The 25,343-nt window shown below is 73.0% G+C and carries 27 protein-coding genes; 10 read left to right on the top strand and 17 right to left on the bottom strand.

Features of this window, described 5'->3' with window-relative positions; all coding sequences use genetic code 11:
• Positions 1–62: 62 nt before the first annotated feature.
• From ACGF1Z_RS18710 to ACGF1Z_RS18735, 6 genes are all read right to left on the bottom strand, one after another.
• On the bottom strand, positions 63–1,034 hold the full coding sequence (locus tag ACGF1Z_RS18710) for an LLM class flavin-dependent oxidoreductase (protein WP_393005197.1): 972 nt from the start codon (positions 1,032–1,034) through the stop codon (positions 63–65).
• Entirely contained in the window at positions 1,031–2,029 is a 999-nt protein-coding gene (locus tag ACGF1Z_RS18715) for an FkbO/Hyg5 family chorismatase (protein WP_393005199.1), read from the bottom strand. Before ACGF1Z_RS18715 ends, ACGF1Z_RS18710 begins: the two co-directional genes overlap by 4 nt.
• 1 nt (position 2,030) lies before the next feature.
• Entirely contained in the window at positions 2,031–2,684 is a 654-nt protein-coding gene (locus ACGF1Z_RS18720) for a DsbA family protein (protein ID WP_393005201.1), read from the bottom strand.
• Positions 2,685–2,815: 131 nt separating this feature from the next.
• Complete coding sequence (locus tag ACGF1Z_RS18725) at positions 2,816–3,301, bottom strand: nucleoside deaminase (RefSeq protein WP_393005203.1); 486 nt, start codon at positions 3,299–3,301, stop codon at positions 2,816–2,818.
• Between the two features lie 110 nt (positions 3,302–3,411).
• Positions 3,412–3,831, bottom strand: coding sequence for a DMT family transporter (locus tag ACGF1Z_RS18730; protein ID WP_393005205.1), 420 nt, complete (start codon positions 3,829–3,831; stop codon positions 3,412–3,414).
• Between the two features lie 70 nt (positions 3,832–3,901).
• Positions 3,902–4,222, bottom strand: a complete 321-nt coding sequence (locus tag ACGF1Z_RS18735; protein ID WP_393005207.1) for a DMT family transporter — start codon at positions 4,220–4,222, stop codon at positions 3,902–3,904.
• 142 nt (positions 4,223–4,364) lie between these two features.
• Between ACGF1Z_RS18735 and ACGF1Z_RS18740 the strand changes: the two genes are divergently transcribed.
• From ACGF1Z_RS18740 to ACGF1Z_RS18775, 8 genes are all read left to right on the top strand, one after another.
• Positions 4,365–4,814, top strand: coding sequence for a MarR family winged helix-turn-helix transcriptional regulator (locus ACGF1Z_RS18740; RefSeq protein WP_393005209.1), 450 nt, complete (start codon positions 4,365–4,367; stop codon positions 4,812–4,814).
• A gap of 334 nt (positions 4,815–5,148) precedes the next feature.
• Positions 5,149–6,639, top strand: coding sequence for an AMP-binding protein (locus ACGF1Z_RS18745; protein WP_393005211.1), 1,491 nt, complete (start codon positions 5,149–5,151; stop codon positions 6,637–6,639).
• On the top strand, positions 6,636–6,902 hold the full coding sequence (locus ACGF1Z_RS18750; RefSeq protein ID WP_393005213.1) for an acyl carrier protein: 267 nt from the start codon (positions 6,636–6,638) through the stop codon (positions 6,900–6,902). The genes ACGF1Z_RS18745 and ACGF1Z_RS18750 overlap by 4 nt, the downstream gene beginning before the upstream one ends.
• Before the next feature lie 98 nt (positions 6,903–7,000).
• On the top strand, positions 7,001–7,375 hold the full coding sequence (locus ACGF1Z_RS18755) for an ectoine synthase (RefSeq protein ID WP_393005215.1): 375 nt from the start codon (positions 7,001–7,003) through the stop codon (positions 7,373–7,375).
• 96 nt (positions 7,376–7,471) lie between these two features.
• Complete coding sequence (locus tag ACGF1Z_RS18760; protein ID WP_393005217.1) at positions 7,472–8,590, top strand: acyl-CoA dehydrogenase family protein; 1,119 nt, start codon at positions 7,472–7,474, stop codon at positions 8,588–8,590.
• Between the two features lie 43 nt (positions 8,591–8,633).
• Positions 8,634–9,311 (top strand): transglutaminase family protein, encoded by a 678-nt coding sequence (locus ACGF1Z_RS18765; RefSeq protein WP_393005220.1) that lies wholly within the window; start codon positions 8,634–8,636, stop codon positions 9,309–9,311.
• A gap of 11 nt (positions 9,312–9,322) precedes the next feature.
• Positions 9,323–10,132, top strand: a complete 810-nt coding sequence (locus ACGF1Z_RS18770) for a maleate cis-trans isomerase (protein ID WP_393005222.1) — start codon at positions 9,323–9,325, stop codon at positions 10,130–10,132.
• A complete protein-coding gene (locus ACGF1Z_RS18775) occupies positions 10,129–10,389 on the top strand; it encodes a DUF6253 family protein (RefSeq protein WP_393005224.1) in 261 nt (86 codons plus the stop codon). The genes ACGF1Z_RS18770 and ACGF1Z_RS18775 overlap by 4 nt, the downstream gene beginning before the upstream one ends.
• Positions 10,390–10,457: 68 nt before the next feature.
• On the opposite strand, the gene ACGF1Z_RS18780 is transcribed toward ACGF1Z_RS18775, so the two are convergent.
• The 4 genes from ACGF1Z_RS18780 to ACGF1Z_RS18795 form a co-directional block, all read right to left on the bottom strand.
• The gene (locus ACGF1Z_RS18780; RefSeq protein ID WP_393005226.1) at positions 10,458–11,639 is read right to left on the bottom strand and encodes an IS701 family transposase; all 1,182 of its coding nucleotides are present in this window, start codon (positions 11,637–11,639) and stop codon (positions 10,458–10,460) included.
• Positions 11,640–12,011: 372 nt separating this feature from the next.
• The gene (locus ACGF1Z_RS18785; RefSeq protein WP_393005228.1) at positions 12,012–12,593 is read right to left on the bottom strand and encodes a TetR family transcriptional regulator; all 582 of its coding nucleotides are present in this window, start codon (positions 12,591–12,593) and stop codon (positions 12,012–12,014) included.
• Positions 12,594–12,791: 198 nt separating this feature from the next.
• Positions 12,792–13,751, bottom strand: a complete 960-nt coding sequence (locus ACGF1Z_RS18790; protein WP_393005230.1) for an NAD-dependent epimerase/dehydratase family protein — start codon at positions 13,749–13,751, stop codon at positions 12,792–12,794.
• Positions 13,748–14,344: a ScbR family autoregulator-binding transcription factor gene (locus ACGF1Z_RS18795; protein ID WP_393005232.1), complete on the bottom strand. Its 597-nt coding sequence runs from the start codon at positions 14,342–14,344 to the stop codon at positions 13,748–13,750. Before ACGF1Z_RS18795 ends, ACGF1Z_RS18790 begins: the two co-directional genes overlap by 4 nt.
• A gap of 134 nt (positions 14,345–14,478) precedes the next feature.
• Between ACGF1Z_RS18795 and ACGF1Z_RS18800 the strand changes: the two genes are divergently transcribed.
• A complete protein-coding gene (locus tag ACGF1Z_RS18800) occupies positions 14,479–15,423 on the top strand; it encodes a ScbA/BarX family gamma-butyrolactone biosynthesis protein (protein WP_393005234.1) in 945 nt (314 codons plus the stop codon).
• A gap of 19 nt (positions 15,424–15,442) precedes the next feature.
• On the opposite strand, the gene ACGF1Z_RS18805 is transcribed toward ACGF1Z_RS18800, so the two are convergent.
• The 7 genes from ACGF1Z_RS18805 to ACGF1Z_RS18835 form a co-directional block, all read right to left on the bottom strand.
• Positions 15,443–16,576, bottom strand: coding sequence for an acyl-CoA dehydrogenase family protein (locus ACGF1Z_RS18805; RefSeq protein ID WP_393005236.1), 1,134 nt, complete (start codon positions 16,574–16,576; stop codon positions 15,443–15,445).
• Positions 16,573–18,495: a biotin carboxylase N-terminal domain-containing protein gene (locus ACGF1Z_RS18810; protein WP_393005238.1), complete on the bottom strand. Its 1,923-nt coding sequence runs from the start codon at positions 18,493–18,495 to the stop codon at positions 16,573–16,575. The genes ACGF1Z_RS18805 and ACGF1Z_RS18810 overlap by 4 nt, the downstream gene beginning before the upstream one ends.
• 11 nt (positions 18,496–18,506) lie before the next feature.
• Positions 18,507–20,111, bottom strand: a complete 1,605-nt coding sequence (locus tag ACGF1Z_RS18815; protein ID WP_393005240.1) for an acyl-CoA carboxylase subunit beta — start codon at positions 20,109–20,111, stop codon at positions 18,507–18,509.
• Positions 20,108–21,823 carry an acyclic terpene utilization AtuA family protein gene (locus ACGF1Z_RS18820; protein ID WP_393005242.1) on the bottom strand — a complete coding sequence of 572 codons (1,716 nt, stop codon included), beginning with the start codon at positions 21,821–21,823 and terminating at the stop codon, positions 20,108–20,110. The genes ACGF1Z_RS18815 and ACGF1Z_RS18820 overlap by 4 nt, the downstream gene beginning before the upstream one ends.
• Entirely contained in the window at positions 21,820–22,626 is an 807-nt protein-coding gene (locus ACGF1Z_RS18825) for a TIGR03084 family metal-binding protein (RefSeq protein WP_393005244.1), read from the bottom strand. Before ACGF1Z_RS18825 ends, ACGF1Z_RS18820 begins: the two co-directional genes overlap by 4 nt.
• A 273-nt stretch (positions 22,627–22,899) precedes the next feature.
• On the bottom strand, positions 22,900–23,079 hold the full coding sequence (locus ACGF1Z_RS18830; protein WP_393005246.1) for a DUF1272 domain-containing protein: 180 nt from the start codon (positions 23,077–23,079) through the stop codon (positions 22,900–22,902).
• Positions 23,080–23,165: 86 nt separating this feature from the next.
• Entirely contained in the window at positions 23,166–24,110 is a 945-nt protein-coding gene (locus ACGF1Z_RS18835; RefSeq protein WP_393005248.1) for a DMT family transporter, read from the bottom strand.
• Between the two features lie 245 nt (positions 24,111–24,355).
• On the opposite strand from ACGF1Z_RS18835, the gene ACGF1Z_RS18840 reads away from it, so the two are divergent.
• Positions 24,356–25,321: a LysR family transcriptional regulator gene (locus ACGF1Z_RS18840; RefSeq protein WP_393005250.1), complete on the top strand. Its 966-nt coding sequence runs from the start codon at positions 24,356–24,358 to the stop codon at positions 25,319–25,321.
• Positions 25,322–25,343: the final 22 nt, after the last annotated feature.

The following is a 25,343-nucleotide window of genomic DNA, read 5'->3' on the forward strand; positions in this document are numbered from 1 at the left end:
GAACACGGCCGTGATCGGCCACGCCGCTGCCCAGACATCCCAGGACCGCCGGGGTCCGCGCGTCACAGGTCGCGGAGGAGGGGGAGCAGTTCGTCCGCCGTGCGCCGTACCGCGGCGCGGTAGCCGGCCTCCGTCAGCTCGCCGGTGGGCAGGCGCAGGATCAGGTGGCGGGCGCCGTTCGCGACGTACCGCCCCAGCCAGTCGGCGACCTCGCCGGGAGTGCCGCCGAAGATGCCCTGGGTCGTGCGCATGGTGGTGAGGGGCAGTCCGTAATAGGCCTGGAAGTAGGACCAGAGGGTCTCCTCGGCCTGCTCCCTGGTCCGGTCGACCGCGACGGAGAGGTAGACGGCTCCGGTGACGGCCCCGTCCGGGCGGCCCGCCTCCCGGCGCGCGGCGTCGACCTGGTTCCAGCCCTCGGCGTACTTCTCGGGCGTGGTCGAGGTGGGCATCCAGCCGTCGAACCGCTGCCCCGCCCGTTGCAGCATCTTGGGCCCGGAATGGGCGATCCACAGCGGGGGGCCCTGCGGCTGGTGCGGTACGGGCAGCAGGGCGGCGTCCCGGAGCCGGTAGTGCCGTCCCTCGTAGGAGACCGGGTCGCCCTTGGCCGCCCACAGCGCCTGACAGATCTCGACGGTCTCGCGCATGCGCCCGAGGCGGGTGGTGAAGTCGATCCCGTAGTTGCCGAATTCGCGCTCCGTGGCCGGCGAGGCGAATCCGGATCCGATGCCCGCGACGAGCCGGCCGCCCGACATCCTGTCGAGGCACGCGAGTTCGTGGGCCAGATGAACGGGCGGGCGCAGCGGCATGAGGACGGCGGTCCCCAGCTGCAGGCGCTCGGTGGCGGTGGCGGCCGCGGTGAGGGCGAGCAACGGGTTCATCCGGGAGCGGGCCAGCGGGGACTCGCCCGCCCACACGGAGTCGAAGCCGCTCTCCTCGGCCAGGGCCGCTATGGAGGCGAGGTTCTCGGGGTAGGGGCCGTCGTCGATGACGGACTCGCGCCCGGGCAGGACGATGCCCACTTTCAGCTCGGTCACAGGTTCCACCCCGCCCCGGGGACGATGCCCTCGATCTCGACGAGGAGGTCGTCGCGGCAGACGGCGACGTTGAGGTACTTCACCTCGACGCCGGCGCCGAGCGTCTCCTCACAGACCTCACGGACCGCCGGGATGTCGCCGTCGTGCCGCACGTAGACCTTGATCAGCCGGAGGTCCTTGAGGCCGTGGTCGGCGTCGACGCCCTGCGGCGCGAGGTTGTCGCGGGAGATGAGGTGGGCGATGTTGTCCAGCGTCTGGCGGGTCTGTCGGCGCACGTCGCCCCGGTGGACGGTCTCGTGGCCGAGGATGGAGGCGGTGCCCGAGACGTAGAGGGCGTCGTCCAGGAGGGTGGCCCGGGCGAAGCTGGGCGGCTTGGGACCGTACTGGTCGGGATAGTGGTACGCGGCCGTCTGGTTGCTGTTCTCCAGGTGGCGGGGCGCTCCCCCGCGGGAGGCGAGCAGGACGAAGGATATGCCGCGGCCCTGGGTGCCGATGCCGGTGGCGGCGGGCAGCTGGGCGGTGCCGTCGCCGAGGTGGGTCCGGAAGGCCTGGGCCCGGCCCTGGACGAAGTCCTGGTAGACCTCCATGCCCTCGGCGTTGGTGCCGACGATGTCGCCGACGAAGTTCCACATCCGGAAGACGTGCCCGTAGTCGAGGTGGCTCGCGAGCGCGAACGCCTTCTCGTACAGGGCGCGGACCGGGGGCGTGTAGACGTCCTGTTCCGGCAGGATCCCGGCGATGAACAGGTGGTGGCCGTCGTGGGCGTAGGCGAGGTCGTCGCGCAGGGCCCAGCGGGGGCGGCCGGCCACGGTCCACACCTCGCGGAACGGTTCGCCGCCGCCCGTGACGGCCATGGGCACGGTCAGGTCGGGGTTGCCGTGGGCGGTGAAGGCGAGGCGGGCGGTGTCGCCGTAGGTGACCGTGGCCAGGACGTGCCGGCCCGGTTCGGTGCCGGGTAACTCGGTGGCCGGGGTGAAGTGGGCGCGGATGCTCATGTCAGCAGCCCCCGTCCACGCTGCAGGCCGCTCCGTGCACCGCGTCCTGGCCGTCCTGCGCCGCCTGTGCGTCGAGGATCGCCTTGCGCAGCTGGGCAACGCCGGGAACGCCTTCGATGCGGGTGTCGCCGACGAGGAGGGTGGGCACGGACTGGATGCGGTGGGCGGCGGCCTCGCGCAGGGCGTCCTGGTGGGCGGCACCGTACGTGCCGTCGTCCAGCGCCGTACGGAACGCCGCGCCGTCCAGGCCGATCTCCTCCGCGAGCCGGACGAGGACGTCCGTCTGCCCGAGGTCCCGGTCCTCCTGGAAGAAGGCGCGGAACATGCGGGCGGTGTACTCGGCGCCCCTGCCCTGTGCGACGGCGTACTGGTAGCCCTCGAACGCGAGCCGCGTGTAGGGCTGCGGGGAGACGGTGGGCAGCGTGATGTCGACGCCCATGCGCCGCGCCATGGGGTAGACGGCGCGCTGCCAGATGGCGGGCAGGTACGCGTCCTCGGGCCGCAGGGTGGGGTGCGGGTGAGGCCGCAGCTCGAAGGGCATCCACTCGATCTCGACGTCGAGGCCCTCGGCCGCCTCTTCCAGCGGGCCCTCCGCCAGCATGCAGAAGGGGCAGACGTAGTCGGACCAGATCCGGATCTTCACCGGCTTGTTCACCGGTCGGTCACCCGCCGGTGCACCGCTCGTCGGCCGGTCGCTCACCGCCTGGCCGGTCAATGCCTGTTCTTTCACTGCCTGTTCGTTCACTGCCTGGTCGCTCACTGCCTGGTCGTTCACTGCCTGGTCACTCACCGCATCCGGCCTTTCTGGCCGGTCAGGAACTCCTGGAACGGCACTTCGTGCCCCTCGACGGGGGCGTGCGTCACCTTGAGCGGCCACGTGGTGGGGTCGTTGGAGAAGATGGCGTACGAGCCGGCGTAGTCGAAGCCGTAGGCGGCCGCGGTCGTGCGGTCGGCGGCGTACACGATGTGCTCGACGTTGAAGTAGAGGGCCGCCATGTAGCACAGGGCGCAGGGCTCGCCCGAGGCGATGAGGGTCGCCCCCGCGACGCCGAACCTGCCGGCCTTGCGCGTCGCCTCGCGCAGGGCGACGACCTCGGCGTGGGCGGTGGGGTCGTTGTCCTCGGCGACGCGGTTGAAACCGGTGCCCAGGACGTGGCCGTCGCGTACGACGATCCCGGAGAAGGGGATGCCGCCCTCGGCGACGTGCTGTCGGCTGATCCTGACCGCTTCCTCCACGTGGGAGGTGAGCCGGCCGAGTGTGTCACGTGACATGGGAAGTGGGTCCTTGGGGGACGAGGGCCGTCGGCGGGGATACCAGGCGGTCGGCGCACCCGGGGCGGCCCGTCGTTCCGGCCGCGGGCTGCCCGGGGGTGCCGTACGCCTCAGACGCTCGCGCTGCGGACCTCCTGCGGCCGCTCGGCCGTCTCCTGGGTGTCGTCCGCGCCGCTGGTCTTGTCCGCGAGCTTCAGCCAGACGACGCCGGCGATGATGACGGCGAGCCACACGGACTGGACGAGGTTGAGCCCCTCGTCGAAGAAGACGGGACCGAGTGCCGCGGCTCCGGCGGCTCCGATGCCCGCCCACACGGCGTAGCCGGTGCCGACGTCGATGGTCTTCAGGGCGACGCTCAGCGCCCACAGGGTCAGCAGGAAGAAGACGACGGCCACCAGCGACCAGGTCAGGCGGGTGAAGCCGTGGCTTCCGCCGACCGAGAGCGCGTAGCCGATCTCGAACACACCGGCGAGCAGGAGCATGAGCCAGGCGTTGGCCGCGGAGCCGTTGGGCGTGTGGGTCGAGGACATGAGCGGAGTTCCTTTCGGGAGGGCGTGGAGGCCTGGGGGTTACGGGGCAGGGGACGGCGCGGGCGCGGGCTCAGGCGGCGCCGCTGAGCTGGAGACCGACGACTCCGACGATGATGACCACGATGCCCAGGGCCTTGCTCCAGTTGAGCTTCTGACCGAAGAGCAGGGCACCGAGGAGCGTGATGCCGACGCCGGAGACCGAGGTCCACAGGGCGTAGCCGACCCCGACGTTGAACGTCAGCAGGGCCCGGCTGAGGAAGTAGGTGCCCAGGGCGCCGCTGACCAGGGTCACGGCGGTCCACTTCCGGTTCTTGAAGCCTTCGGCCTTGCCGGCCGCGAGTGCGACGCCGATCTCGAAGACGACGGCGATGGCGAGGTAGAGCCACTGCATGAGGGGGGTCCCTTCGCTTCATTGCTTGTGCATGCAAAAACATGGTGGCCGATTACTCCCTGGGGTGCAATCGGGGAAACGGCAGGAGCTTGCATGAGCATGTACTCTGCTGTCAAACAGCCACTCCCGTGAGGACGCATCTATGGCAACTCCACCCCTCGCAGCCCAGCGCAACTCCGATCACGCCGTGTGGAACCGCGTCCTCGCCCTCCATGCGCACGTGGAACGCGAGCTGACGGTGGCACTGCAGCGCCGGCACGCGATCGGCCTGTCGGAGTTCCGCTCCCTCGAATACCTGCACCGCTCCGACACGAGCGAGCTGCGCATGCAGGACCTGGCCGACAAGGTGGGCCTCACCCAGTCGTCGGTGACGCGCCTGGTGGGCCGGCTGGAGTCGGCGGGCTTCGCCTTCAAGGACCTCTGCCCCTCGGACAAGCGGGGCGTCTACGCGGTCATCACGGACGAGGGCCGGCAGCGTTACGAGGCCGCGCGCGCCACCTACGCGGAAGTGCTGTCGTCGGCGCTGAACACCTTCGCCGCCGATCCCCTGCTCGGCCCCACGGTCCGGGCGCTGCGCACGCCGCAGGACTGACGGCCCCCCTCTCGCGACCCGACCGCACGGCACGACACACCCACAGACCCCAGAGCACGGCCCCGCGACGCGGTGCGGCCGTCCGACACCGGTGACATTCCGGTTACGGACGGCCGCACCGCGTCGCGGCGCAGAGGGGGCGCCGCGGCGGATTCCGCATCACAGATCCTTGCTTGATCAAGCAAAACTGAGTGGGTTGCGTCACGCCGACTTCGCCAAGTAAGTGCTTGACCAAGCATGCAGTTGTCCGGATACCTTCGTGCTCGACACCGCACGATTCGAACAGCCGAGCGACTCTTCTCGTCGCGGCTGAGCCGACCGCAAGGAATCCGCCGTGCCATCGCCCCGCTTGGCCGAGACCGTCGCCGTCCACGGTCACCACCGGCCCCACAGCATCGCGCTCCACTTCCACGATCAGGCCGTCACCTACGGCCGACTCCACGAGCTGACGCAGGACCTGCGCGGCCGACTGCACCACCTCGGCCTGCCGGCGGGCAGCACCGTGTGTGTGCCGGCGCACAAGACGCCGCAGACCATCGCCCTGCTGCTCGCCGTCTGCCACGAGGGCCACATCGCGCTGGCCCCCTCCCCCGACCTGGGCAGCGCCGCCCTCGATCGGCTCGCCCGCCAGGCCCGGGTCCGCCACCTGCTGGCCGTCGACGCCGAGGGCGTCCTCGACGCGACGCCCGTGGCGCCCGACGAGGACGAGGCCGCGGGATTCGCCACGCCGGATCCGGAGCGGACGCGTCTGCTGCTGACCACGTCCGGCTCGACCGGCACCCCCAAGATCGTCCCGATCGAGGCCGCCGGGTTCGACGCCTTCGCCGACTGGGCCGTCGAGGAGTTCGCCCTGACGCCGGGCGAGACGGCGCTGTCGTACGCGCCCCTCAACTTCGACCTCGCCCTCCTCGACATCTGGACCTTCCTGCGCCTCGGCGCGTCCGTGGTGCTGGTGGACAAGGAGCGGGCCGCCGACGCCGGGCACCTGGCCGCGCTCGCCGCCGAACACCGGCTCACCTTCGTCCAGGGCGTGCCGATGATGTACAGGCTGCTCCTGGAGGGCCGTGCGGGCCGCGGCGAGGCCGGCGGCGACACCTTCGACACCGTGCGCCACGCCGTCTTCACCGGGGACCGGCTGCCCGCCGACCTGCTGGCCCCGATCGCGTCCGCGTTCCCCGGCGCCGCCTTCCACAACGTGTTCGGCTGCACGGAGACCAACGACTCCTTCCTCCACCGCGTCGACCCCGCGGCGACCGGGCCGATGCCCATCGGCCGCCCCGTCCGCGGCACCGAAGCCCTCGTCCTGGACGCGGACGGGCGGCGGGTGGAGGGGCCGGGCACCGGCGAGCTGCTGGTGGCCACGCCGTTCCAGACCGGCGGCTACCTGCGCCGGGAGCTGAACGAGACCGCGTTCACCCGCCTCGACGGCCGCGACTTCTACCGCACCGGCGACATCGTCTCGCGCGACGCCGACGGCCTGTACGTCCTCGAAGGCCGCGCGGACTGGCACGTGAAGGTCAGGGGGGTGCGCACGAACCTCCAGGAGGTCGAGAGCGTGCTCGCGGCCCACCCCGACGTCGCCGAGGCCGTCGTCGTACCGCTGCCCGACCCGGAGGCCGGTGTCCGGCTGCACGCCCACGTCACCCGCCGTCCGGGCACCGGACTCACCAGCCTGCGCCTGCGCACCCACTCGGGCCGGCACCTGCCCCGTCACGCCATACCGGCCTCGGTGCACCTCACCGACACGCCGCTGCCCCGCACTTCGACCGGCAAGCCCGACCGAAACCTCATCAAGCAGAACCGTATGAAGGAGATCGACGCATGAGCACCACGGACATCGCCGGTGAGATCCGCGCCTACGTCGTGGCCCAGTTCCTCGCCGGGGAGGACACCTCGGACCTGACCGGGGACTACGACCTGATCGACTCCGGCGTCATCGACAGCCTCGGCCTGGTGCGCCTGCTCTCGCACCTCACCCAGGCCTTCGACATACCCGTCGAGGACATCGAGTTCACGCCGGACGACTTCCGCACCCTCGACTCCATCACGGCCCTCGTCGAGGCGCACGCCCCGGCCCACGCCGCCTGACCTCCGCCGCACCCGGCGCCGAGGCACCCGGCACCACCGAGCACCACCGAGCACCACCGAGCACCGAACACCCCTCATCAACCCAAGGAGAACCGGACATGTTCACTCGCAGCCTCGATGACGTCGCTCCCGTCGAGTGGGGCAACGGCCTGAGCACCCGGCTGCTGACCGAGTCCGACGGCATGGGCTTCGCGGTCTGCGACACGATCGTGCGCCAGGGCACCACCAGCGCCCTCCAGTACCGCAACCACCTGGAGGCCTGCTACTGCATCGGCGGTTCCGGCGAGGTCGTGGAGAAGGACGGCACCCGTCACAAGATCCTGCCGGGCACCATCTACGTCCTCGACAAGCACGACCCGCACTACCTCGTCGCCTCCGACTACGAGGACCTGCACCTGGTGTCGATCTTCAACCCGCCGATCGTCGGCAACGAGAGGCACACCCTGTCCGAGGACGGCTTCTCGCAGTACTGAGCCGCCCGGTCCGGGCCGGCCCGCCTTCCCTCCCCCCGCCGCGGGCCGGCCCGGACCCGGGCCCGTCACCCGACCACTGCCGACCTAGGACCCGCCTTGACCGACGACCTCTTCACCCTCACCGCCCCGTGGGCCCAGCAGCTCAACGCGGACACCCGCGAGCTGGACGCGACGGGCGCCTTCCCGCACGACAAGTGGAAGGTCCTGCAGGAGACCGGTCTCCTGCGCACCCACTTCGCACCGGAGTTCGGAGGCGCCGGTCACGGCGTGACGGCGACCATGCGCGCGCTGGAGGGCCTGGGCTACGTCTCCCACGACGCCGGCCTGTCCTTCTCCGCCTCCACCCAGATCGTCTCCGTGGGCGTGCCGCTGCAGCGCTTCGGCAGCCAGGAGCTGAAGGAGCGGTACCTGCCGAGGATCATGTCCGGCGAGGCGATCACCGCGCACGCGATCACGGAGGAGTCCGGCGGATCGGACGCGCTGAACCTGTCCGCCGTCGCCCGCCGCGACGGCGACCACTACGTGGTCAGCGGCGGCAAGATGTTCATCACGAACGCCCCCGTCGCCGACCTGTTCCTGCTGTACGTACGCACCGGCAAGCCGGGGCCCTTCGGCCTCACCACCCTGCTCGTCGAAGCCGGCACGCCCGGCCTGACCGCGGGCCCCGCGATGGACAAGATCGGGCTGCGCACCAGCCCGGTCGGCACGCTCTCCTTCGACGAGCTGCGCGTTCCCGTCCGTCAGCGGGTCGGGCAGGAAGGCACCGGCTTCCTCGTCCTCGACCACGTGATGAAGCGCGAGGTGCTCTTCGGCTTCTCCATCACGCTGGGCGAGATGACCAGGCGTCTGGAGCAGACCATCGCGTTCGCCCGCGAGCGCCACCAGTTCGGGCAGCCCATCGGCTCCTACCAGGCCGTCTCCCACAAGATCGCCGACATGAAGATGCGGGTCGAGACGGCCCGCAAGTGGCTCGCCGACACCGGCGCGAAGGTCGAGGCGGGTCAGGACGCCGCACTCGACCTGGCGGCCACGAAGACGATCGTGTCCGAGGCCAACGTGCAGACCGCGCTGGACGCGGTGCAGATCCACGGCGGCCGCGGCGTGCTCACCGAGCACGGCATCGAGCGCGACCTGCGCAACTCGATCGCCGGAACGATCTACTCGGGCACCTCCGAGATCCAGCGCAACCGCATCGCCACGCTCCTCGGTCTCTGACCGACCGGCCGCCGGCCGAGCCCTCGACCGACAGGACACCCACATGACCGACCAGCTGGAACGACTCACCCGGCCCACCGAGTTCCTCGACTACGAGACCGACGCGGTGCAGGCCTTCATCGACCACGCCGTCAAGGACCGCGGCGCGGACCGGACGACCAACGCCATCGAGCTGTACTACGCGGTGCGCGACGACGTCTTCTACGAGGTCTACGGCGCCCCCCTCTCCCGGGAGGGCTTCAAGGCCTCGCACACCGCCACCACCAAGGAGGGCTTCTGCCTGCACAAGTCCGCGCTGTACGCGGCCTGTGCGCGCGCCCTCGGCATCCCCTCCCGGCTCGTCTACGGCGACGTGCGCAACCACCTCGCCTCGCCGCGTCTGCTGCAGCACATCGGCGGCGACGTGTTCTTCCACGGCCTCGCCCAGGTCTATCTGAACGGCCGGTGGGTCAAGGCCACCCCGGTGTTCAACAAGATGCTGTGCAAGCTGTACGGCATGGAGGCCCTGGAGTTCGACGGCGTCAGCGACAGCCTCTACCACCCCTACGCCGAGGGCGGCGGCTCCATGGAGTTCCTCACCGACCACGGCGCCTTCGACGACCTCCCCTACGAGTTCGTCATGTCCTCGATGCGCAGCAAGCACCCCGGGTTCCTCGACGCGGACGGCAACGGAACCGTCCGCGGCGGCAGCCTGGCCGACGAGTCCGCCTCCGTGCGGTAGGAGACACACCCATGTCCAACGCCACCTCTCCGACCGACGGTTGGGACGCCTCGACCAGGATCGGCGTCGTCGTGCCGCACGCCGACGTCGGCCCGGAGGCCGAACTGCAGGCCATCGCCCCCTCCTCCGTGTCCGTCCACGGCTCGCGCATCCACTTCGCCGCGATGCGCGCGGGCGGCGAGATGGACGAGAAGATCCCGCACGACCCCGTGCGCGCCTTCGTCGAGCCGCCCTACCTCGACCAGGCCGTGGAGCTGCTCGCCGCGTCCCCGCTGCACGCGCTCACCCTCGGCTTCACCTCCTCCAGCTACGTGCTGAAGGCGCAGGGCGAGCGGGAGCTGTACGAGCGGCTGCGACCCGTCACCCGTGACCTGCCGATCACCGGCACCACGAAGGCCGCCCGGGCGGCGTTCGATGCGCTGGGCGCGCGTCGGATCGCGGTGGTCAACCCCCCGTGGTTCGACGACCGGCTCTCGGGCCAGGGCGCCGACTACTTCCGCGAGTTCGGGTTCGAGGTCGTCCACCACGGACCGTGCGGACTGCCGTCGAACCAGAAGGCCATCACACCGGACAACCTGTCGGCGTGGATCCGCACCACGGTCGCCGCGCACCGTCCGGACGCCGTGCTCGTCGCCGGCAACGGGATCCGGGCCGTGGGCACCATCAAGCCCCTGGAGGCCGAGCTCGGATTCCACGTGGTCACCGCCAACCAGGTGATCATGTGGCACGCCCTGCACCTGGCCGGCGCCGCCGACACCGCCTTCGGCATCACCGACTACGGGCACCTGTTCGCCACCGAGCCGAAGGGCGAGGACGCGTGAGCCTGCTGGACGCGGCCGGCTACGAGGCCGTCTTCGCGACGCCCGAGGGCGACACGTACCGCATCCCGCTGGTGTGCTGGCGCGAGGACGGGGACCGGGTGTACGGCATGGTCCTGGTCAAGGGGCAGCTGCGGTGCGCGGACGGGGTGCGGCACTTCCTGCGGTACGGCACCCGGACCGCGTCCGCGGCGGACGACGACGCCGGCGGCTCCCCCGCCGCGTCGCGCGCCACGGCCCTGACCGGGGTGCTCGGCTGACCCGAGCAGGACGAGGGGCCCGTGACACACCGGGGTGGTGGTCACGGGCCCCTCATCTGCTGAGCCCGCTACGCGGAGAGCAGGTGCACGCTCCGGCCGAAGTCGTCCTCCCGCGCCCAGTCCCCGGGCACCGTGAGGGCGCCGTACGCCTCGGGGCCGGCCGCGAGCCGGCTGTAGGCGAAGGCCGCCGAGACGAGCGTCATGTGGTGGTGCCAGCCGGGGAAGGAACGGCCCTCGAAGTCCTTCAGACCGAAGCGCCGCTCGAGCTGGTCGACGGTCTCGCCGACTCCCGCGGTCCGTTCCGCGTACCGCGTGAGTTCCCCGACCGTGCGGTCCACCATGTTGGTGAGCCACAGCCGCCCGAGCCCGTTGGCACGGGTGCCGGGTCCCGCGAACAGCCGGAACGGCTGCGGCCGCTGCTCGCCCGGTGTGAAGGGCAGCTGCACCAGCTGATGGCGGACCGGGCCCCGCACCGCCCGCTCCGGCCCGCCCGGGCCGGCCAGCAAGCGGGCCGCGGGCCTCGGCTGGGCGCGGACGGGCCGGGCGGCGGTGAAGGGGGCGAGCGGCAGGCCGTCGGGGACGGCGACGACGAAGTCGTGACGACCCCGGATCAGGCCCTGCAGCAGTGGGCGCACGTCCAGGTAGCCGTCGACGTCGACGACGACGGGGACCGGCTCGTGCCGCGAGGGCCGCGTCAGCAGCTCGATCAGCCTCAGGACGTGCGTCTCGGGCCGGGCCACGGCCCCGTCGGGGACGCGGGCCCGCTCCCGCAGGTCACCCCGCACCCACGGCTCGGGCAGCAGGAGGTTCCAGCCGACCGGGAAGTCGCCCTCGTCGGTCGACAGGAACAGGGCGGTGCCCACCTGGCAGTTGACGGTGCGGCCGGTGTGCGGCACGAACCGCCGGTGCACACCGCAGGACTTCTCTCCCCGCTTGGGCACGACGACCGGGGCGACCGTCCAGGCGCGGGGCCGCACCCGGCCCTCGGTCCAGTGCCGTAATCGGTCGCACACCGGCGTCCAGTCCCAGGGGCTCTCGTTGATGAACTGGTGCAGCGCCTGCGACGCCGTCGGCGAGTCGCTCGCGGCCTCGGCCAGGCGGCGCATCGACTTCTTTCCCGGCGTGGTGAGCAGACCCAGCACATAGGCGTGGGCCCATCTGCGTTGGTCGATCCTGCGCAGGTGTCCGAAGAGCTGGTCAGTGAACCGGCTGACGGAATCCGATTCTCCGGATCCGGCTGTCCCCCTCATGCCTTCTCCCTTTCTCGGTGCGGCAGCTCCGTGTGGGCTGCGCATCAGAATAAAGAGAATGAGCACTATTTTCTTCTGAGGGAGGCGTTTTCGGCCTCGACTTCGCCAACTCGCAGGGCAGGCCGTCGATCGGGTGCGCCGAGGCCGCGTCCGGGGCAGGGACGAGCGCCCACGCGCCCTCCGGACGCGGGTTCGGTGACGCACGGACCAGGACGGAATCGGGTCCGGAGCGGCGCCGGGTCCGTACGGGACCGGGGCCGGAACGGGGCCTGGTCCCCCGCGCGGTCGAGGCCGGACGGGTGCCGGATCAGTGAGGGTCCGAGGCCGGACCGGGGCCGGATCGGGGCCGGAAAGAGTCGGACCGGCGCGGCGTCAGGCGGGGAGGCCGGCCGCGAACCGCCGCCACAGGCGGCCCAGGTCGTGCCGGACCGTCGCCACCGATCGGCCGGCCCGGATCCGTGCCCCGGCACCGGCCAGCAGGTAGGAGATCAGCAGCTGGACGTCGGTCACGACCGCGTCGTCCGCTCCGCCCGCCCGGGCCCGGTCCAGGGCGTGGTCGAGGGCCGGACGCCAGGCCGCCCGCCAGGCCTCGCACGCCTCGGGGCACTCGTCGGGACACTCGTCCAGGAGGCGTACGGTCGCCCGGACGTGCACGTCCTGTTCCAGGAGGACGGCGAGGACCTGGGTGAGACGCTCGGCCGCGGCCAGACCCGGGGCGGCCAGCCGCTCCACCTCGCCCACCGCGGAGCGGACCGCCTCGACGCCGACGTCGGCCACCGCCCGGGCCAGGTCTTCCTTGGACACGAAGTGGAAGGTCAGCGCGCCCGAGGTCACACCCGCCGCGGTGCTGATGCGCGCCACGGTGGCGCCGGCGTAGCCGAGCCGGGCGAACTCACCGGCGGCGGCGGTGATCAGGGCCGAGCGGGTCAGCCGGGCCCGGACCTGCCTCACCACGGCCGCGCGTCCCGGGGCGGGGCGGCGGATCCGGCCGGCCGGGCGTCCCCGGCACTTCGTACGAGCTGCACAGCTCCTCCCGCACTCCTATGGCCGGCTCCCGTCACAACGCCTCGACCGTACCCGGGAGGTCGGCGGACCCTTCTTCATCCTCCGTTCACGGTGACGGCTTTGGCAGGTTGCCCCAGGTCCGTTCCGTCACGCCGCCGCGCGGCCGGCCTCGGCCCGTCGCCGCAGGTAGGCGCGGTACCACGGCGCCGCCGCCGCGAGGCGGGCCAGCGGTCCCGGGCCCGCGGTGGCACGGGCCGCGATCCAGATCCCGTCGCTGCGGTACCAGTGGTCGCCGGCCAGCAGCGCGAACTGGCGTTCGCTCACACCGCCGGGACCCTCACGGAGCCGCTCCAGGCACTCCTGCCACGACCAGTCCGCCGGCACGGCCGGCAGGACGTCGAGCTCGGACAGCCTGGCCATCAGGTCCGCGTTGCGCACCGGCGTGGGGTGGCTGGCGTGGTGAACGCCCGTGGGCACCGGGTCCGGGGCCAGGACGAGCGCCACGACGAGCCGGGCGAGGTCGTGCACGTCGACCATGGACAGCAGCCCGCGGCCGCCGTCCCAGCGGGCGGGCAGCAGGGTGAGCAGGTCGGCGAGGGTGGGCACCACCCACCGGTCGCCGGCTCCGGTGACCAGCCCGGGCCGCAGCACCGTGCCGCCCGCGGCCAGCACCGCCGCCTCCCCCGCCAGGCGGGACCGGCTGGCCGGGGACAGCGGCGCGGGCACGACCTCGTTCTCGGTGATGCCGCGGTGTGGGCCCGCGCCGTAGACGGCCGCCGTGGACAGCTGGACGATGCGGCGCACACCGGCCCGCCCGGCCTCGGCGACGAGCGCCTCGGTGCCGCGGTGGTTGACCGCCGAGCAGGCGGCCTCGTCGCCCACGACCAGGGCGGCCATGTGCACGAGAACGTCCACGTCCCGGGCGAGGCCGCGCAGCGACGCCGGATCGGCGAGGTCGGCAGGTCGGCAGTCCACTCCGGGGACGTTCGCCGAGCGTCCTGCCACCACGACCTCGACCTCGCGGCCCGCGCGGCCCGCCTCGAGGAGCCGGCCCAGCACCTTGGAGCCGATGAAGCCGGTGGCCCCGGTCAGCAGGACGGTCGTCATCGCGCGCCCCCGCCGCCGCCGGCGAACTCCAGACCCGCGATGACGTCGGCCGGAGCGAGCCCCGGCAGCAGGCACCGCCACACGTTCGTGATGCGCTGGGGCAGGTCGGCCCGGCCGGTGGCGAGCCGCGACATGATCTGCGAGCCGGTGAAGGCGGCCACCAGCGTCGTGGCGAACACCGTGGCGTCGGCCTCCGGAAGGAGTTCGTCCCGGTCCCGGGCCGCCGCGAGGTCCTGGGCGAAGCGGTCGGCCCACCACTCGTAGATCGAGTACTCCTGCAGCCCCGCCTCGCTCTGCTCCACCGCGAGGCGGACGCCGGCCCGCAGCAGGGTGTCGTGCTGCAGCCGTTCGGCCAGGTACAGGGTCAGGTCGAGGAGCCGCTGCAGGCCCGCCTCGCCCTCGGGGAAGTCCAGATCGGCGGCCTGCTCCCGGATCACGGCGCGGGCCAGGCCCTCCTTGGAGCGGAAGTGGAAGTAGACCGCGCCGGTCGTCACCCCGGCCCGGTCGATGATCTTGGTGATGCTCGCCCCCGGGTAGCCGACCTCGTCGAAGACCGCCGCCGCCGCACGCAGGAGCACCTCCCTCGTTCGCACCGCTCGCTCCTGCATGACCCGGCTCATCCGTTCACCTTTCCGTCATGAAAAAAAGAATCACCACTATGTTAAATTCGGCGGCGGCCAATGGCCAGTCAGGGCACATCAGTTGAGTCAGTAGGGGGAGAACTGGCATGTCACAACTGCACCTTGAGCACAGAGTCGACGTGAAGCACGGGGACGCGACCCCCGTCACGCAGGGGCACACGCACAAGACGAATCCGGACGAGGTCCTGCTCACGGACTGGCGGCGGACGGGGGACCACGCCTTCGTCGTACGGGCCCACTGGCCCGCATCACACGACTTCTACGCCACCCGGCACGGGATGCACGATCCGATGCTGCTCGGCGAGACGGTGCGGCAGACGCTCCCGCTGATCTCGCACGTGGGGTACGGGATACCGCTCGGCCACCAGCTGCTGTGGCACGACTTCCGCTGGGAGCTGGCCCCGGAGGCGCTGTTAGCGGCCGAGCGGGAGACCGAGGTGGAGCTGCACATCACGTGCACGGAAGTGAAGTACCGCCGGGGAAGGGCGGCGTCCATGCTGCTGACGGCGCTCGGGTACCGGGAGGGCCGGCTGTTCGCCTCCAGCAGCACCCGGTTCGCCATCCAGGACCGCGCCGTCTACGAGCGCCTGCGCGGACGGTACGCCGACATCGGGCTGGCCAACGCCCGCGCGCTGCCGCCCGCGCCCCCGGTGCCGGCCCCCTCCGTCGGACGCGCCCATGCCGCGGACGTCGTCCTCTCCCCCGCCGGCCGGCCGCACCGGTGGTTACTCAGGGTGGACACCACCCACCCCATCCTCTTCGACCACCCGGTCGACCACGCCCCCGGCATGCTGCTGCTGGAGGCCAGCCGTCAGGCGGCGCAGACCGTCACCGCGCCCCTGTCCAGCCTGGTCGTCGGCATGGACACCACCTTCGTCCGGTACGCCGAACTCGACGCGCCCTGCCGGATCCACGCCCGCCGTCACGCCGTCGACGCGGCCGGGCGCCGGCGCGTGCTGGTCACCGCCCGTCAGCACGACGTCGAGATCTTCCGCAACCTCGTCACCCTGACCGGGGCGCCCCTGGGCTGAACCCGCGCGCCCACCCGGCTCAGTACGACTTCGGCAGCCCCAGGGTGTGGATCGACACGTAGTTCAGGATCATCTCGCGGCTGACCGGGGCGATGCGGGCCACGCGGGCCGCCGTGATCAGGCGGGCGAGGCCGAACTCGCGGGTGAGGCCGTTGCCGCCGAGGGTGTGGACGGCCTGGTCGACGGCGCGGACGCAGGCCTCGGCGGCGGCGTACTTGGCCATGTTGGCGGCCTCGCCCGCCGCCAGGTCGTCCCCCGCGTCGTAGAGGGCGGCGGCCTTCTGCATCATCAGGCGGGCCAGTTCGAGTTCGATGTGGGCCTGGGCGAGCGGGTGCGCGATGGCCTGGTGGGCGCCGATGGGGGTCTTCCAGACCTGGCGCTCCTTCGCGTACGTCACCGCCTGGGCGAGGGCGTAGCGGCCCATGCCGATGGCGAAGGCGGCGGTCATGATGCGCTCGGGGTTGAGGCCGGCGAAGAGCTGGAGCAGGCCGGCGTCCTCGTCGCCGACGAGGGCGTCGGCGGGCAGGTGCACGTCGTCGAGGGTCAGTTCGAACTGCTTCTCGTCGGCGGCGAGTTCCATGTCGATCTGGCGGCGTCCGAAGCCGGGGGTGTCGCGCGGGACGATGAACAGACACGCCTTGAGGTTGCCGGTGCGGGCGTCGGAGGTGCGGCCCACGACGAGGGTCGCGTCGGCGATGTCGACGCCGGAGACGAAGACCTTGCGCCCGTTCAGGACCCAGCCCTGCTCGGTGCGGGCGGCGGTGGTGGTGATGCGGTGGGAGTTGGAGCCGGCGTCGGGCTCGGTGATGCCGAAGGCCATGGTGCGGCTGCCGTCGGCCAGGCCGGGGAGCCAGGCCCGCTTCTGCTCCTCGGTGCCGAAGCGGGCGATGACCGTGCCGCAGATCGCCGGGGACACCACCATCATCAGGAGCGGTGCGCCGGCCGCGCCGGCCTCCTCCAGGACGATGGACAGCTCGGCCATGCCGCCGCCCCCGCCGCCGTACTCCTCGGGCAGGTTCACGCCGAGGTAGCCCAGTTTCCCGGCCTCGGCCCACAGCGCGGCCCGGTCGAAGCCGGGGCCGTGCCGGTGGCCCAGGGCGGAGACGGCGGCGCGGAGGGCGGTGTGTTCCGTGGACTCGAGGAGAGTGCTCATGCGGGGTCTTCCTCCTGGGCTTCGGTCGGTACGGCGGGCTGTTCGACAGCGGTCTGCACGACGGCGAGCAGGGTGCCGACCTCGACCTGGCGGCCGGGGGCGGCGTGGAGCGCGGTGAGCGTGCCGGAGGCGGGGGCGACGACGCGGTGCTCCATCTTCATGGCCTCCAGCCAGAGCAGCGGCTGCCCGGCCTCGACCGGGTCGCCGACGGCGAGGCCCTCGGCGACCCGGACCACGGTGCCGGGCATGGGGGCGAGCAGGGAGCCGGGGGCGGTCTGTTCGCGCGGGTCGGCGAAGCGGGGGGCCACGGCGAGGCGGTGGCGGCCCACGTACGCGGTGTCCCCGTGCCGCGCCACCTCGAAGTCCCGTACGACGCCGCCGACGTCGAGGCGTACGCGGTCGGGCGTGACCACGACCGCGCGGATGCCGGGCGGGCTCGTCACCTCGTAGCCGCCCTCCCGGGTGGGGCGGTAACGCACCTCGTGGGGGCCGTAGACCTTCACCTCGTCCTGCGAGCGGAGGTTGCGCCAGCCGCCGCCGAAGCGGCTCGCCCCCCGGGCCGCCTCGGCGAGGGCCGCCGCCACGGCGGCCGGTGCCCCGTCGGCGGGCGGCTCGGTCAGCACCGCCAGGTGCCGCTCGTAGAAGCCGGTGCCCAGCCGCTCGGGGGCGGTGAAGTCGGGGTGCCGGAGGGAGGCGACGAGGAGGTCGCGGTTGGTGGCGGGGCCGTGCAGGCGGGCTCGTTCCAGGGCGCGGGCGAGGGTGCGGGCGGCCGCGGCGCGGCTGGGCGCGTGGACGACGATCTTGGCGAGCATCGCGTCGTAGTGGACGCCGACGGTGTCGCCGGAGACGTAGCCGGTGTCGACGCGCAGCCCGGGTCCGGTGGGGATGTCGAGCGTGTGCAGCAGGCCCGTCTGCGGGGTCCAGCCGCTCGCCGGGTCCTCCGCGTAGAGCCGCGCCTCGATGGCGTGGCCGCGGGGCGCGGGAGGCTCGCCGGGCAGCGGGGCGCCCTCGGCGACGGCGATCTGGAGGGCGACGAGGTCGACGCCGTGGACCTCCTCGGTGACCGGGTGCTCGACCTGGAGGCGGGTGTTCATCTCCAGGAAGTGCGCCCGGCCGCCGGCGACCAGGAACTCGACCGTGCCCGCGCCGACGTAGCCGACGGCCTTCGCGGCCGCCGCCGAGCGCTCGTAGAGCTCCTCGACGAGCGCGGCGGGCAGTCCCGGTGCCGGGGCCTCCTCGATCACCTTCTGGTGGCGGCGCTGGAGGGAGCAGTCGCGGGTGCCGAGGGTCCACACGGTGCCGTGCGTGTCGGCGAGGATCTGCACCTCGACGTGCCGGCCGTTCTCGACGTACGGCTCGACGAACACCTCGCCGTCGCCGAAGGCGCTCAGGGCCTCGGCCGAGGCGGCCGCCAACTCCGTCTCCAGTGCGCTCAGTTCGCGGACGACGCGCATGCCGCGTCCACCGCCGCCGGCCGCCGCCTTCACGAGGACGGGCAGGTCGTCCCCGGTGACGTCGGCGGCGGCGAGCGGGGCCACGCCGAGGAGTTCCTTGGCGCGGGTCTTCGACGCCATCGCCGCGATCGCGGCCGGCGGCGGCCCGATCCACACCAGGCCGGCCTCGGTCACGGCCCGCGCGAACTCCTCGTTCTCGGACAGGAACCCGTAGCCGGGGTGCACGGCGTCCGCGCCCGCGGCGAGCGCGGCCCGCACCACCAGGTCGCCGCGCAGATACGTCTCCGCGGGCGTCGCGCCGGGCAGCCGCACGGCCGCGTCCGCCTCCCGCACGTGCAGGGCGTCGGCGTCCGCGTCGGAGTGGACGGCGACCGTCGCGATGCCGAGGTCGCGGCAGGTACGGAAGATCCGGCAGGCGATCTCGCCCCGGTTCGCCACGAGGACGGACGTGATGAGTTCGGTCATGAGAGGGGGCCTCACATTCGGAAGACGCCGAAGCCGCCGCGCGCGCCCTCGACCGGTGCCGTGTGGATCGCGGACAGGCAGAGCCCGAGGACCGTGCGGGTGTCGCGCGGGTCGATGACCCCGTCGTCGTAGAGCCGCCCGGAGAGGAACATCGGCAGCGACTCCGACTCGATCTGCGCCTCCACCAGGGCGCGCAGGCCCGCGTCGGCCTCGTCGTCGTACGGCTGCCCCTTCGCGGCCGCCGACGCGCGGGCCACCAGGGAGAGCACGCCGGCGAGCTGCTGCGGTCCCATGACGGCCGACTTGGCGCTCGGCCAGGCGAAGAGGAAGCGCGGGTCGTAGGCCCGGCCGCACATGCCGTAGTGCCCGGCGCCGTAGGAGGCGCCCATGAGGACGGAGAGGTGCGGGACCTTGGAGTTGGACACCGCGTTGATCATCATCGCGCCGTGCTTGATGATGCCGCCCTGCTCGTACTCCCTGCCGACCATGTAGCCGGTGGTGTTGTGCAGGAAGAGCAGCGGGATGTCGCGCTGGTTGGCGAGCTGGATGAACTGGGCGGCCTTCTGCGACTCGGCGGAGAAGAGGACGCCCTGGGCGTTGGCGAGGATGCCGACCGGGTAGCCGTGCAGCGCGGCCCAGCCGGTCACCAGGCTCGGTCCGTACAGCGGCTTGAACTCGTCGAAGTCCGAGCCGTCGACGATGCGGGCGATCACCTCGCGCGGGTCGAACGGCGTCTTGAGGTCGCCGGGCACGATCCCGAGGAGCTCCTCCTCGGCGTACTTCGGCGGCTCGACGGCGACCGGATCCGGGTCCGCGTGGTGCTTGCGGTGGTGGAGCCGGGCCACGATCCGGCGGGCCTGGCGCAGGGCGTCCGGCTCGTCGACGGCGTAGTGGTCGGCGAGCCCGCTGGTGCGCGCGTGCATCTCGGCGCCGCCGAGGGACTCGTCGTCGCTCTCCTCGCCGGTCGCCATCTTCACCAGGGGCGGGCCGCCCAGGAAGACCTTCGAGCGCTCCTTGATCATCACGGTGTGGTCGGACATGCCGGGGACGTACGCGCCGCCGGCCGTCGAGTTGCCGAAGACGACGGCGATCGTCGGGATGCCGGCGGCGGACAGCCGCGTCAGGTCGCGGAAGAGCGCCCCGCCGGGGATGAAGATCTCCTTCTGGGAGGGCAGGTCGGCGCCGCCGGACTCGACGAGCGAGATGACGGGGAGCCGGTTGGCGAACGCGATCTCGTTGGCCCGCAGCGCCTTCTTCAGCGTCCACGGGTTTGAGGCGCCGCCGCGCACGGTGGGGTCGTTGGCGGTGATCAGGCACTCGACGCCCTCGACGACGCCGATGCCGGTGACGAGCGAGGCCCCCACGGGGTGGTCGCCGCCCCAGGCGGCGAGCGGCGACAGCTCCAGGAACGGGGTGTCGGGGTCGACGAGCAGCTCGATGCGCTCGCGTGCGAGGAGCTTGCCGCGCGCCCGGTGCCGGGCGGTGTACTTCTCGCCGCCGCCGGCCAGCGCCTTGGCGTGCTCGGCGTCGAGGGCGGCGAGCTTCTCCAGCATGGCGGCGCGGTGCGCCGCGTACTCGGGTCCGCCGGTGTCGAGGGCGGAGGCCAGGACGGTCATTGCTGTTCCTCCAGTCGGTCCACCAGGAATTCCTCCGGCACGTCCACGTGGCGGGAGCGGAGCCACTCGCCGAGGGCCTTGGCCTGGGGGTCGAAACGGGCCTGCGAGGCGACGCCCTCGCCGAGGATCCCGGTGACGGTGAAGTTGACCGCCCGCAGGTTCGGCAGCACGTGCCGCTCCACGGGGAGGTCGCGGGTCTCCGGGAGCAGCGCGCGGAAGCGGTCGACGGTGAGGGTGTGCACGAGCCAGCGCCACTCGGCCTCCGTCCGCACCCAGACGCCGACGTTCGCGTCGCCGCCCTTGTCGCCGCTGCGGGCACCGGCGACGCGCCCCAGCGGGGCCCGGCGCGTGCGTCCCCCGGGCGGCGGCGCGGGGAGCGCCGGCTCCGGTACGGGTTCCGGTACCCGGGTCTCCTTCGGCGCGGGGAGGGCCAGCCGGGTCCCGTCGGGCAGGACGGCGAGGTGCTCGACCTCGGCGGCGGGCACGTGCACGGTCTCGAAGACCCCGTACGGGGCGCCCTTCCCGGGCGGTGCGGTGACGTGGAAACCGGGGTAGCTGGCGAGGGCCAGCTCGATCGCGGCCGCCGTGAGGGCGCGGCCGACCTTCTCGGGGCCGGGATCGCGGACCACGAGCCGCAGCAGGGCGCTCGCGGTCTCCTCGGTGTCGGCGTCCGCGCGGTCGGTGCGGGACAGCTCCCACCGCACCTCGGCGGGCGCCGACGCACCGAGTGCGTCGGCGATCTGCGCGCGGACCAGATCCGCCTTGGCCTCGATGTCGAGGCCGGTGAGCACGAACACGACCTCGTTGCGGAAGCCGCCGAGCCGGCAGAGCCCGGCCTTGAGCGTCGGGGGCGGCGCCTCGCCCCGCACGCCGTCGATCCGGACCCGGTCCGGGCCCTCCGGGGTGAGCCGTACGGTGTCGAGGCGGGCGGTCGCGTCGGGCCCGGCGTAGCGGGCGCCGGCGGTCTCGTAGAGCAGCTGGGCGGTGACGGTGCCGGTGTCGACGACGCCGCCGGTGCCGGGGTGCTTGGTGATCACCGCGCTGCCGTCGGCGTGGAGTTCGGCGAGCGGGAAGCCGGGGCGGCGGAGCGTGTCCGGTCCGTGGGCGGTGAAGAAGGCGTAGTTGCCGCCGGTGGCCTGGGTGCCGCATTCCAGGACGTGCCCGGCGACGACGGCGCCGGCCAGCTTGTCGTGCCAGTCGGCGTCCTCCGGACTCCAGCCGAAGAACCACTGCGCGGGCCCGGTGACGAGGGCGGCGTCGGTGACCCGGCCGGTCACGACGACGTCGGCGCCGGCCTCCAGGCAGGCGGCGATCCCGGCGCCGCCGAGGTAGGCGTTGGCGGCGAGCGCCCCACCCCGCGGCGGAAGCCGGTCGCCCTCGACGTGGGCGATCCGGGCCGGGACGCCGAGCCGTCCGGCGAGCTCGCGCAGGGCGGCGGCGAGCCCGGCCGGATTGAGGCCGCCCGCGTTGGCGACGATCCGCACCCCGCGCTCGTGGGCGAGGCCGAGGCCCTCCTCCATCTGGCGCAGGAAGGTCTTCGCGTAGCCGGTCGCGGGGTCCTTCAGGAGGTCGCGGCCGAGGATGAGCATGGTCAGCTCGGCCAGGTAGTCCCCGGTGAGGACGTCGAGTTCACCGCCGGTCAGCATCTCCCGTACGGCGTCGGCGCGGTCGCCGTAGAAGCCGGACGCGTTGCCGATGCGGAGCGTGGTCACCGGTCCCCCCGCGGCTTCCGTCCCTGCCCGGCCGGACCCGCGAACGCCTGGGCGATGCCCAGCCACTCCTCGGCGTCGGCGCCGTGCGCGACGAGGGCGGTGTCGGCGCGGTGCGCCCGCTGGGTGACGAGGAGGCAGAGGTCGAGGGCGGGTCCGGTGATCGTCTGCGGCGCGTCCTCGGGGCCGAACGTCCACACCGCGCCCGGCTCCGCCACCCCGTCGGGGACGGTGAGTTCGAGCCGGAAGGGCTCGGCGGGCGGGGTGAGCCCGCGGACGGCGTACGCGTAGTCCCGGGCCCGCAGTCCGATCCAGGCCACGTGCCGCAGCCGGGCCGTCGGCCGGCGGACGGCGCCCAGGGCGTCGGCGACGTCCTGGCCGTGCGCCCAGGTCTCCATGAGCCGCGCGGTCGCGAGCGAGACGGCACTCATGGGGGGCCCGTACCAGGGGAACCGGGTGCCGGGCGGGGCCTCCCGCAGCACCCGGTGGAGCCGTTCGCGGCCCGCGCGCCAGCGGGCGAGGAGCTCGGCGGGCGGCAGGGCCGCGCCGTCCTCGGCACCGTCGTCGACGAAGCGGTCGGGCGCGGCGAGGGCCTTCCGCGCCTCGGCGGCGAAGGCCCCGGGGTCGGTCGCGGCGAGCAGCGCGGCCGCGTCGGTCCAGGCGAGGTGGGCGATCTGGTGGGCGACCGTCCAGCGCGGCGCCGGGGTCGGCGCCGCCCACTGGCCGGCCGCCAGGTCCCTGACGAGAGCGTCGACCTCCTCGCTCTCGGCACGCAGGTCGTCGAGCACGGCGGCGGGGTCGGACACGGGGCGCTCCCCTCGGGGACGGGCGGGTCACGGACGTGCGTGTGGAGCATGGCAGCCGGGGAAGAAACAATCAAGCGTGCTTGCTTTAGTTCCTGAGGAGGGTGCCCTGGTCCCCGATGAGGTCCACACCGCACCCGCTCCGGCGTCACCACGCCGCCCGCAGCCCCACTCCGGCGACTCCGTGCCGCCCGCAACCCCACACCGGTGCCTGCGCACCGCCCACTGCCCGCTCCGGCGACTCCGCGCCGCCCGCGCCGGGCCTTCCGTACGGCCTCAGGCGGCGCGGCGGGGCCTGGCGACCAGTTCTCCGCCGCAGTTGGGGCAGACGTCCCGCATCGCGTCGGCGCACGGCACGCAGAAGGTGCACTCGTAGGAGCAGATCCGGGCGGGGGCGTCGACCGGCAGGGCGGTCGTCTCACAGCGTTCGCAGCGTTCGCGCATCTCCAGGGCCATGACCCCATCCTGCGCGAAGGCCCGCGGCCGGAAAACCGGCCGCGGGCCAAAGACCGACGGGATCGGGCCAGCCGGGACCGGCCGCATCACACCAGGTCAGGGACCTTCTTCGGCATCTGCGTGCGCACCGCGCCCATGCTCGCGGCGATGACGAGCGCGATGGCGAGGGCGTCCGTCAGGCCGAGGGCCTGGTGCAGGACGAGGAAGCCGGCGGTGGCGGCGATGGCCGGTTCGAGGCTCATCAGGATGGCGAAGGTGGGCGCCGGAAGCCGCCGCAGGGCCAGCAGTTCGAGGGTGTAGGGCAGGACGGAGGACATCAGCGCCACCGCCAGTCCGAGCCCGATCGTCGACGGGACGAGCAGCCGGTCGCCCGCCTCCACGATGCCGAACGGCAGGCTGAGCACGGCGCCGAAGGCCATCGCGAGCGCGAGGCCGTCGGCCTGCGGGAAGCGCCGGCCGGTACGGGCACTGAAGACGATGTACGTGGCCCACATGGCGCCCGCGGCGAGCGCGAAGCCCGCGCCGGCCGGGTCGAGCCGGTCGAAGCCGCCGCCGCTGAGGAGGACGACGCCACCGAGGGCGAGGCCCGCCCAGAGGAGGTTCATCAGGCGGCGCGAGGCGATGACGGAGAGCGCGAGCGGGCCGAGCACCTCCAGGGTGACGGCGGCGCCGAGCGGGATCCGGTCGACGGACAGGTAGAAGAGGATGTTCATGGCGGACATCGCGGCGCCGAAGGCGAGCACGGTGCCCCAGTCGGCGCGGGCGTAGCCGCGGACCCTGGGCCGGCAGACGATCAGCAGCACGGCGGCGGCCAGCACGAGCCGCAGCGTGACGACGCCGAGGGCGCCGGCCCGGGGCATGAGGAGCACGGCGACGGCGGATCCGAACTGCACGGAGAGACCGCCGGCGACGACGAGCGCGACGGGCCCGAGGCGGTGGGCCCCGGAGGACTGCGGGGGCCGGGCCGTGCGCGGGGCCGGGGGAACGGTGGCTGAGGCCACGGCGGGTAGGTCCTGGACCGGGCTGTCCACCGGCGTGCTCCTTACAGAACGGACGAACTGACGGACCGGCGATCCGCCGGATCGGCGACCAGCGAGCGGCCGACCGCCGGGCGAGGGAAGCCGACCGCCGCAGGCCCGATGGCCGACGACGAACTCGCCGGCCATCGGGCCGACGAACGATCAAGGTCTACTACTCTGAACTCTCCAGTCCAGAGCAATGCACTCTCTCCCATGGCTCCACCCTTCACGCTAGACACCCGCGTGCGCCGCGTGAAATGCCGATTGGGCTGCGGTTATGCTCCGAACGCATGAGCCGCACGAGCATCGAGCTGCGCCACCTCCGCTGCTTCCTCGCCATCGCCGACGAGGGCAACCTGACCCGGGCCGCCGCCCGGCTCCACCTCACCCAGCCTGCCGTCTCCCGCACCCTCGCCGCCCTCGAGAAGCACGTCGGCGCCCGGCTCGTCGACCGCTCCACCCACCACCTGGCCCTCACGCCCGAGGGCCGCGCCTTCCACGACCGGGCCGCCGCGGCGGTCGCCGCCTTCGACGCGGCCGTCGACCCCGGGCGCCTCCGGCACCGCCCGCTCCGCCTCGGCCACGCCTGGGCGGCCTTCGGCCCGTACACCACCCCGCTGCTCCGCCGCTGGCAGCAGGAGCACCCGCGAACCCCGCTCGAACTGCTGCGGATCGACGACCGCACGGCCGGACTCCTGCGCGGCGAGGTCGACGCGGCACTGCTGCGGGGCCCGGTGGAGAGCCTGGACGTCCCGGGCCTGGCGACGGAGGAACTCCTCACCGAGCCGCGCGTGGTGGCCGTCCCGTCCGACAGCCCGCTGGCCGCCCGTCCCTCGCTCGCCCTCGCCGACCTGACCGCCGAGACGGCGATCCTGAACCCGGTCTCCGGCACCACGACCCTCGACCTGTGGCCCCCGGGCGCCCGCCCCCGCTCGACCCTGACCGTCGCGAACACCGACGACTGGCTCACCGCGATCGCCGCGGGCCGCGGCATCGGCGTCTCGGCCGCCTCGACCGCCGCCCTCCACCCCCACCCGGGCGTCAGCTACCGCCCCCTGCCCGAGGCCCCGCCGATCCCCGTGCTCCTGGCCTGGCGGGACGGCGACCGACATCCGGCGACGGCGGCGCTGGTGACGCTGGCGAGGGAGATCGCGCAGGGCGGAGGCGATACGGAGACCGGGCCGGAAGGGCCTCCCCCTCCTCACGGAGAATCCCGTACGTGAGCGGGCGGAGGTGCTCCCGAGG

It is taken from the genome of Streptomyces sp. NPDC048018 (assembly GCF_043202995.1).
GTDB lineage: Bacteria > Actinomycetota > Actinomycetes > Streptomycetales > Streptomycetaceae > Streptomyces.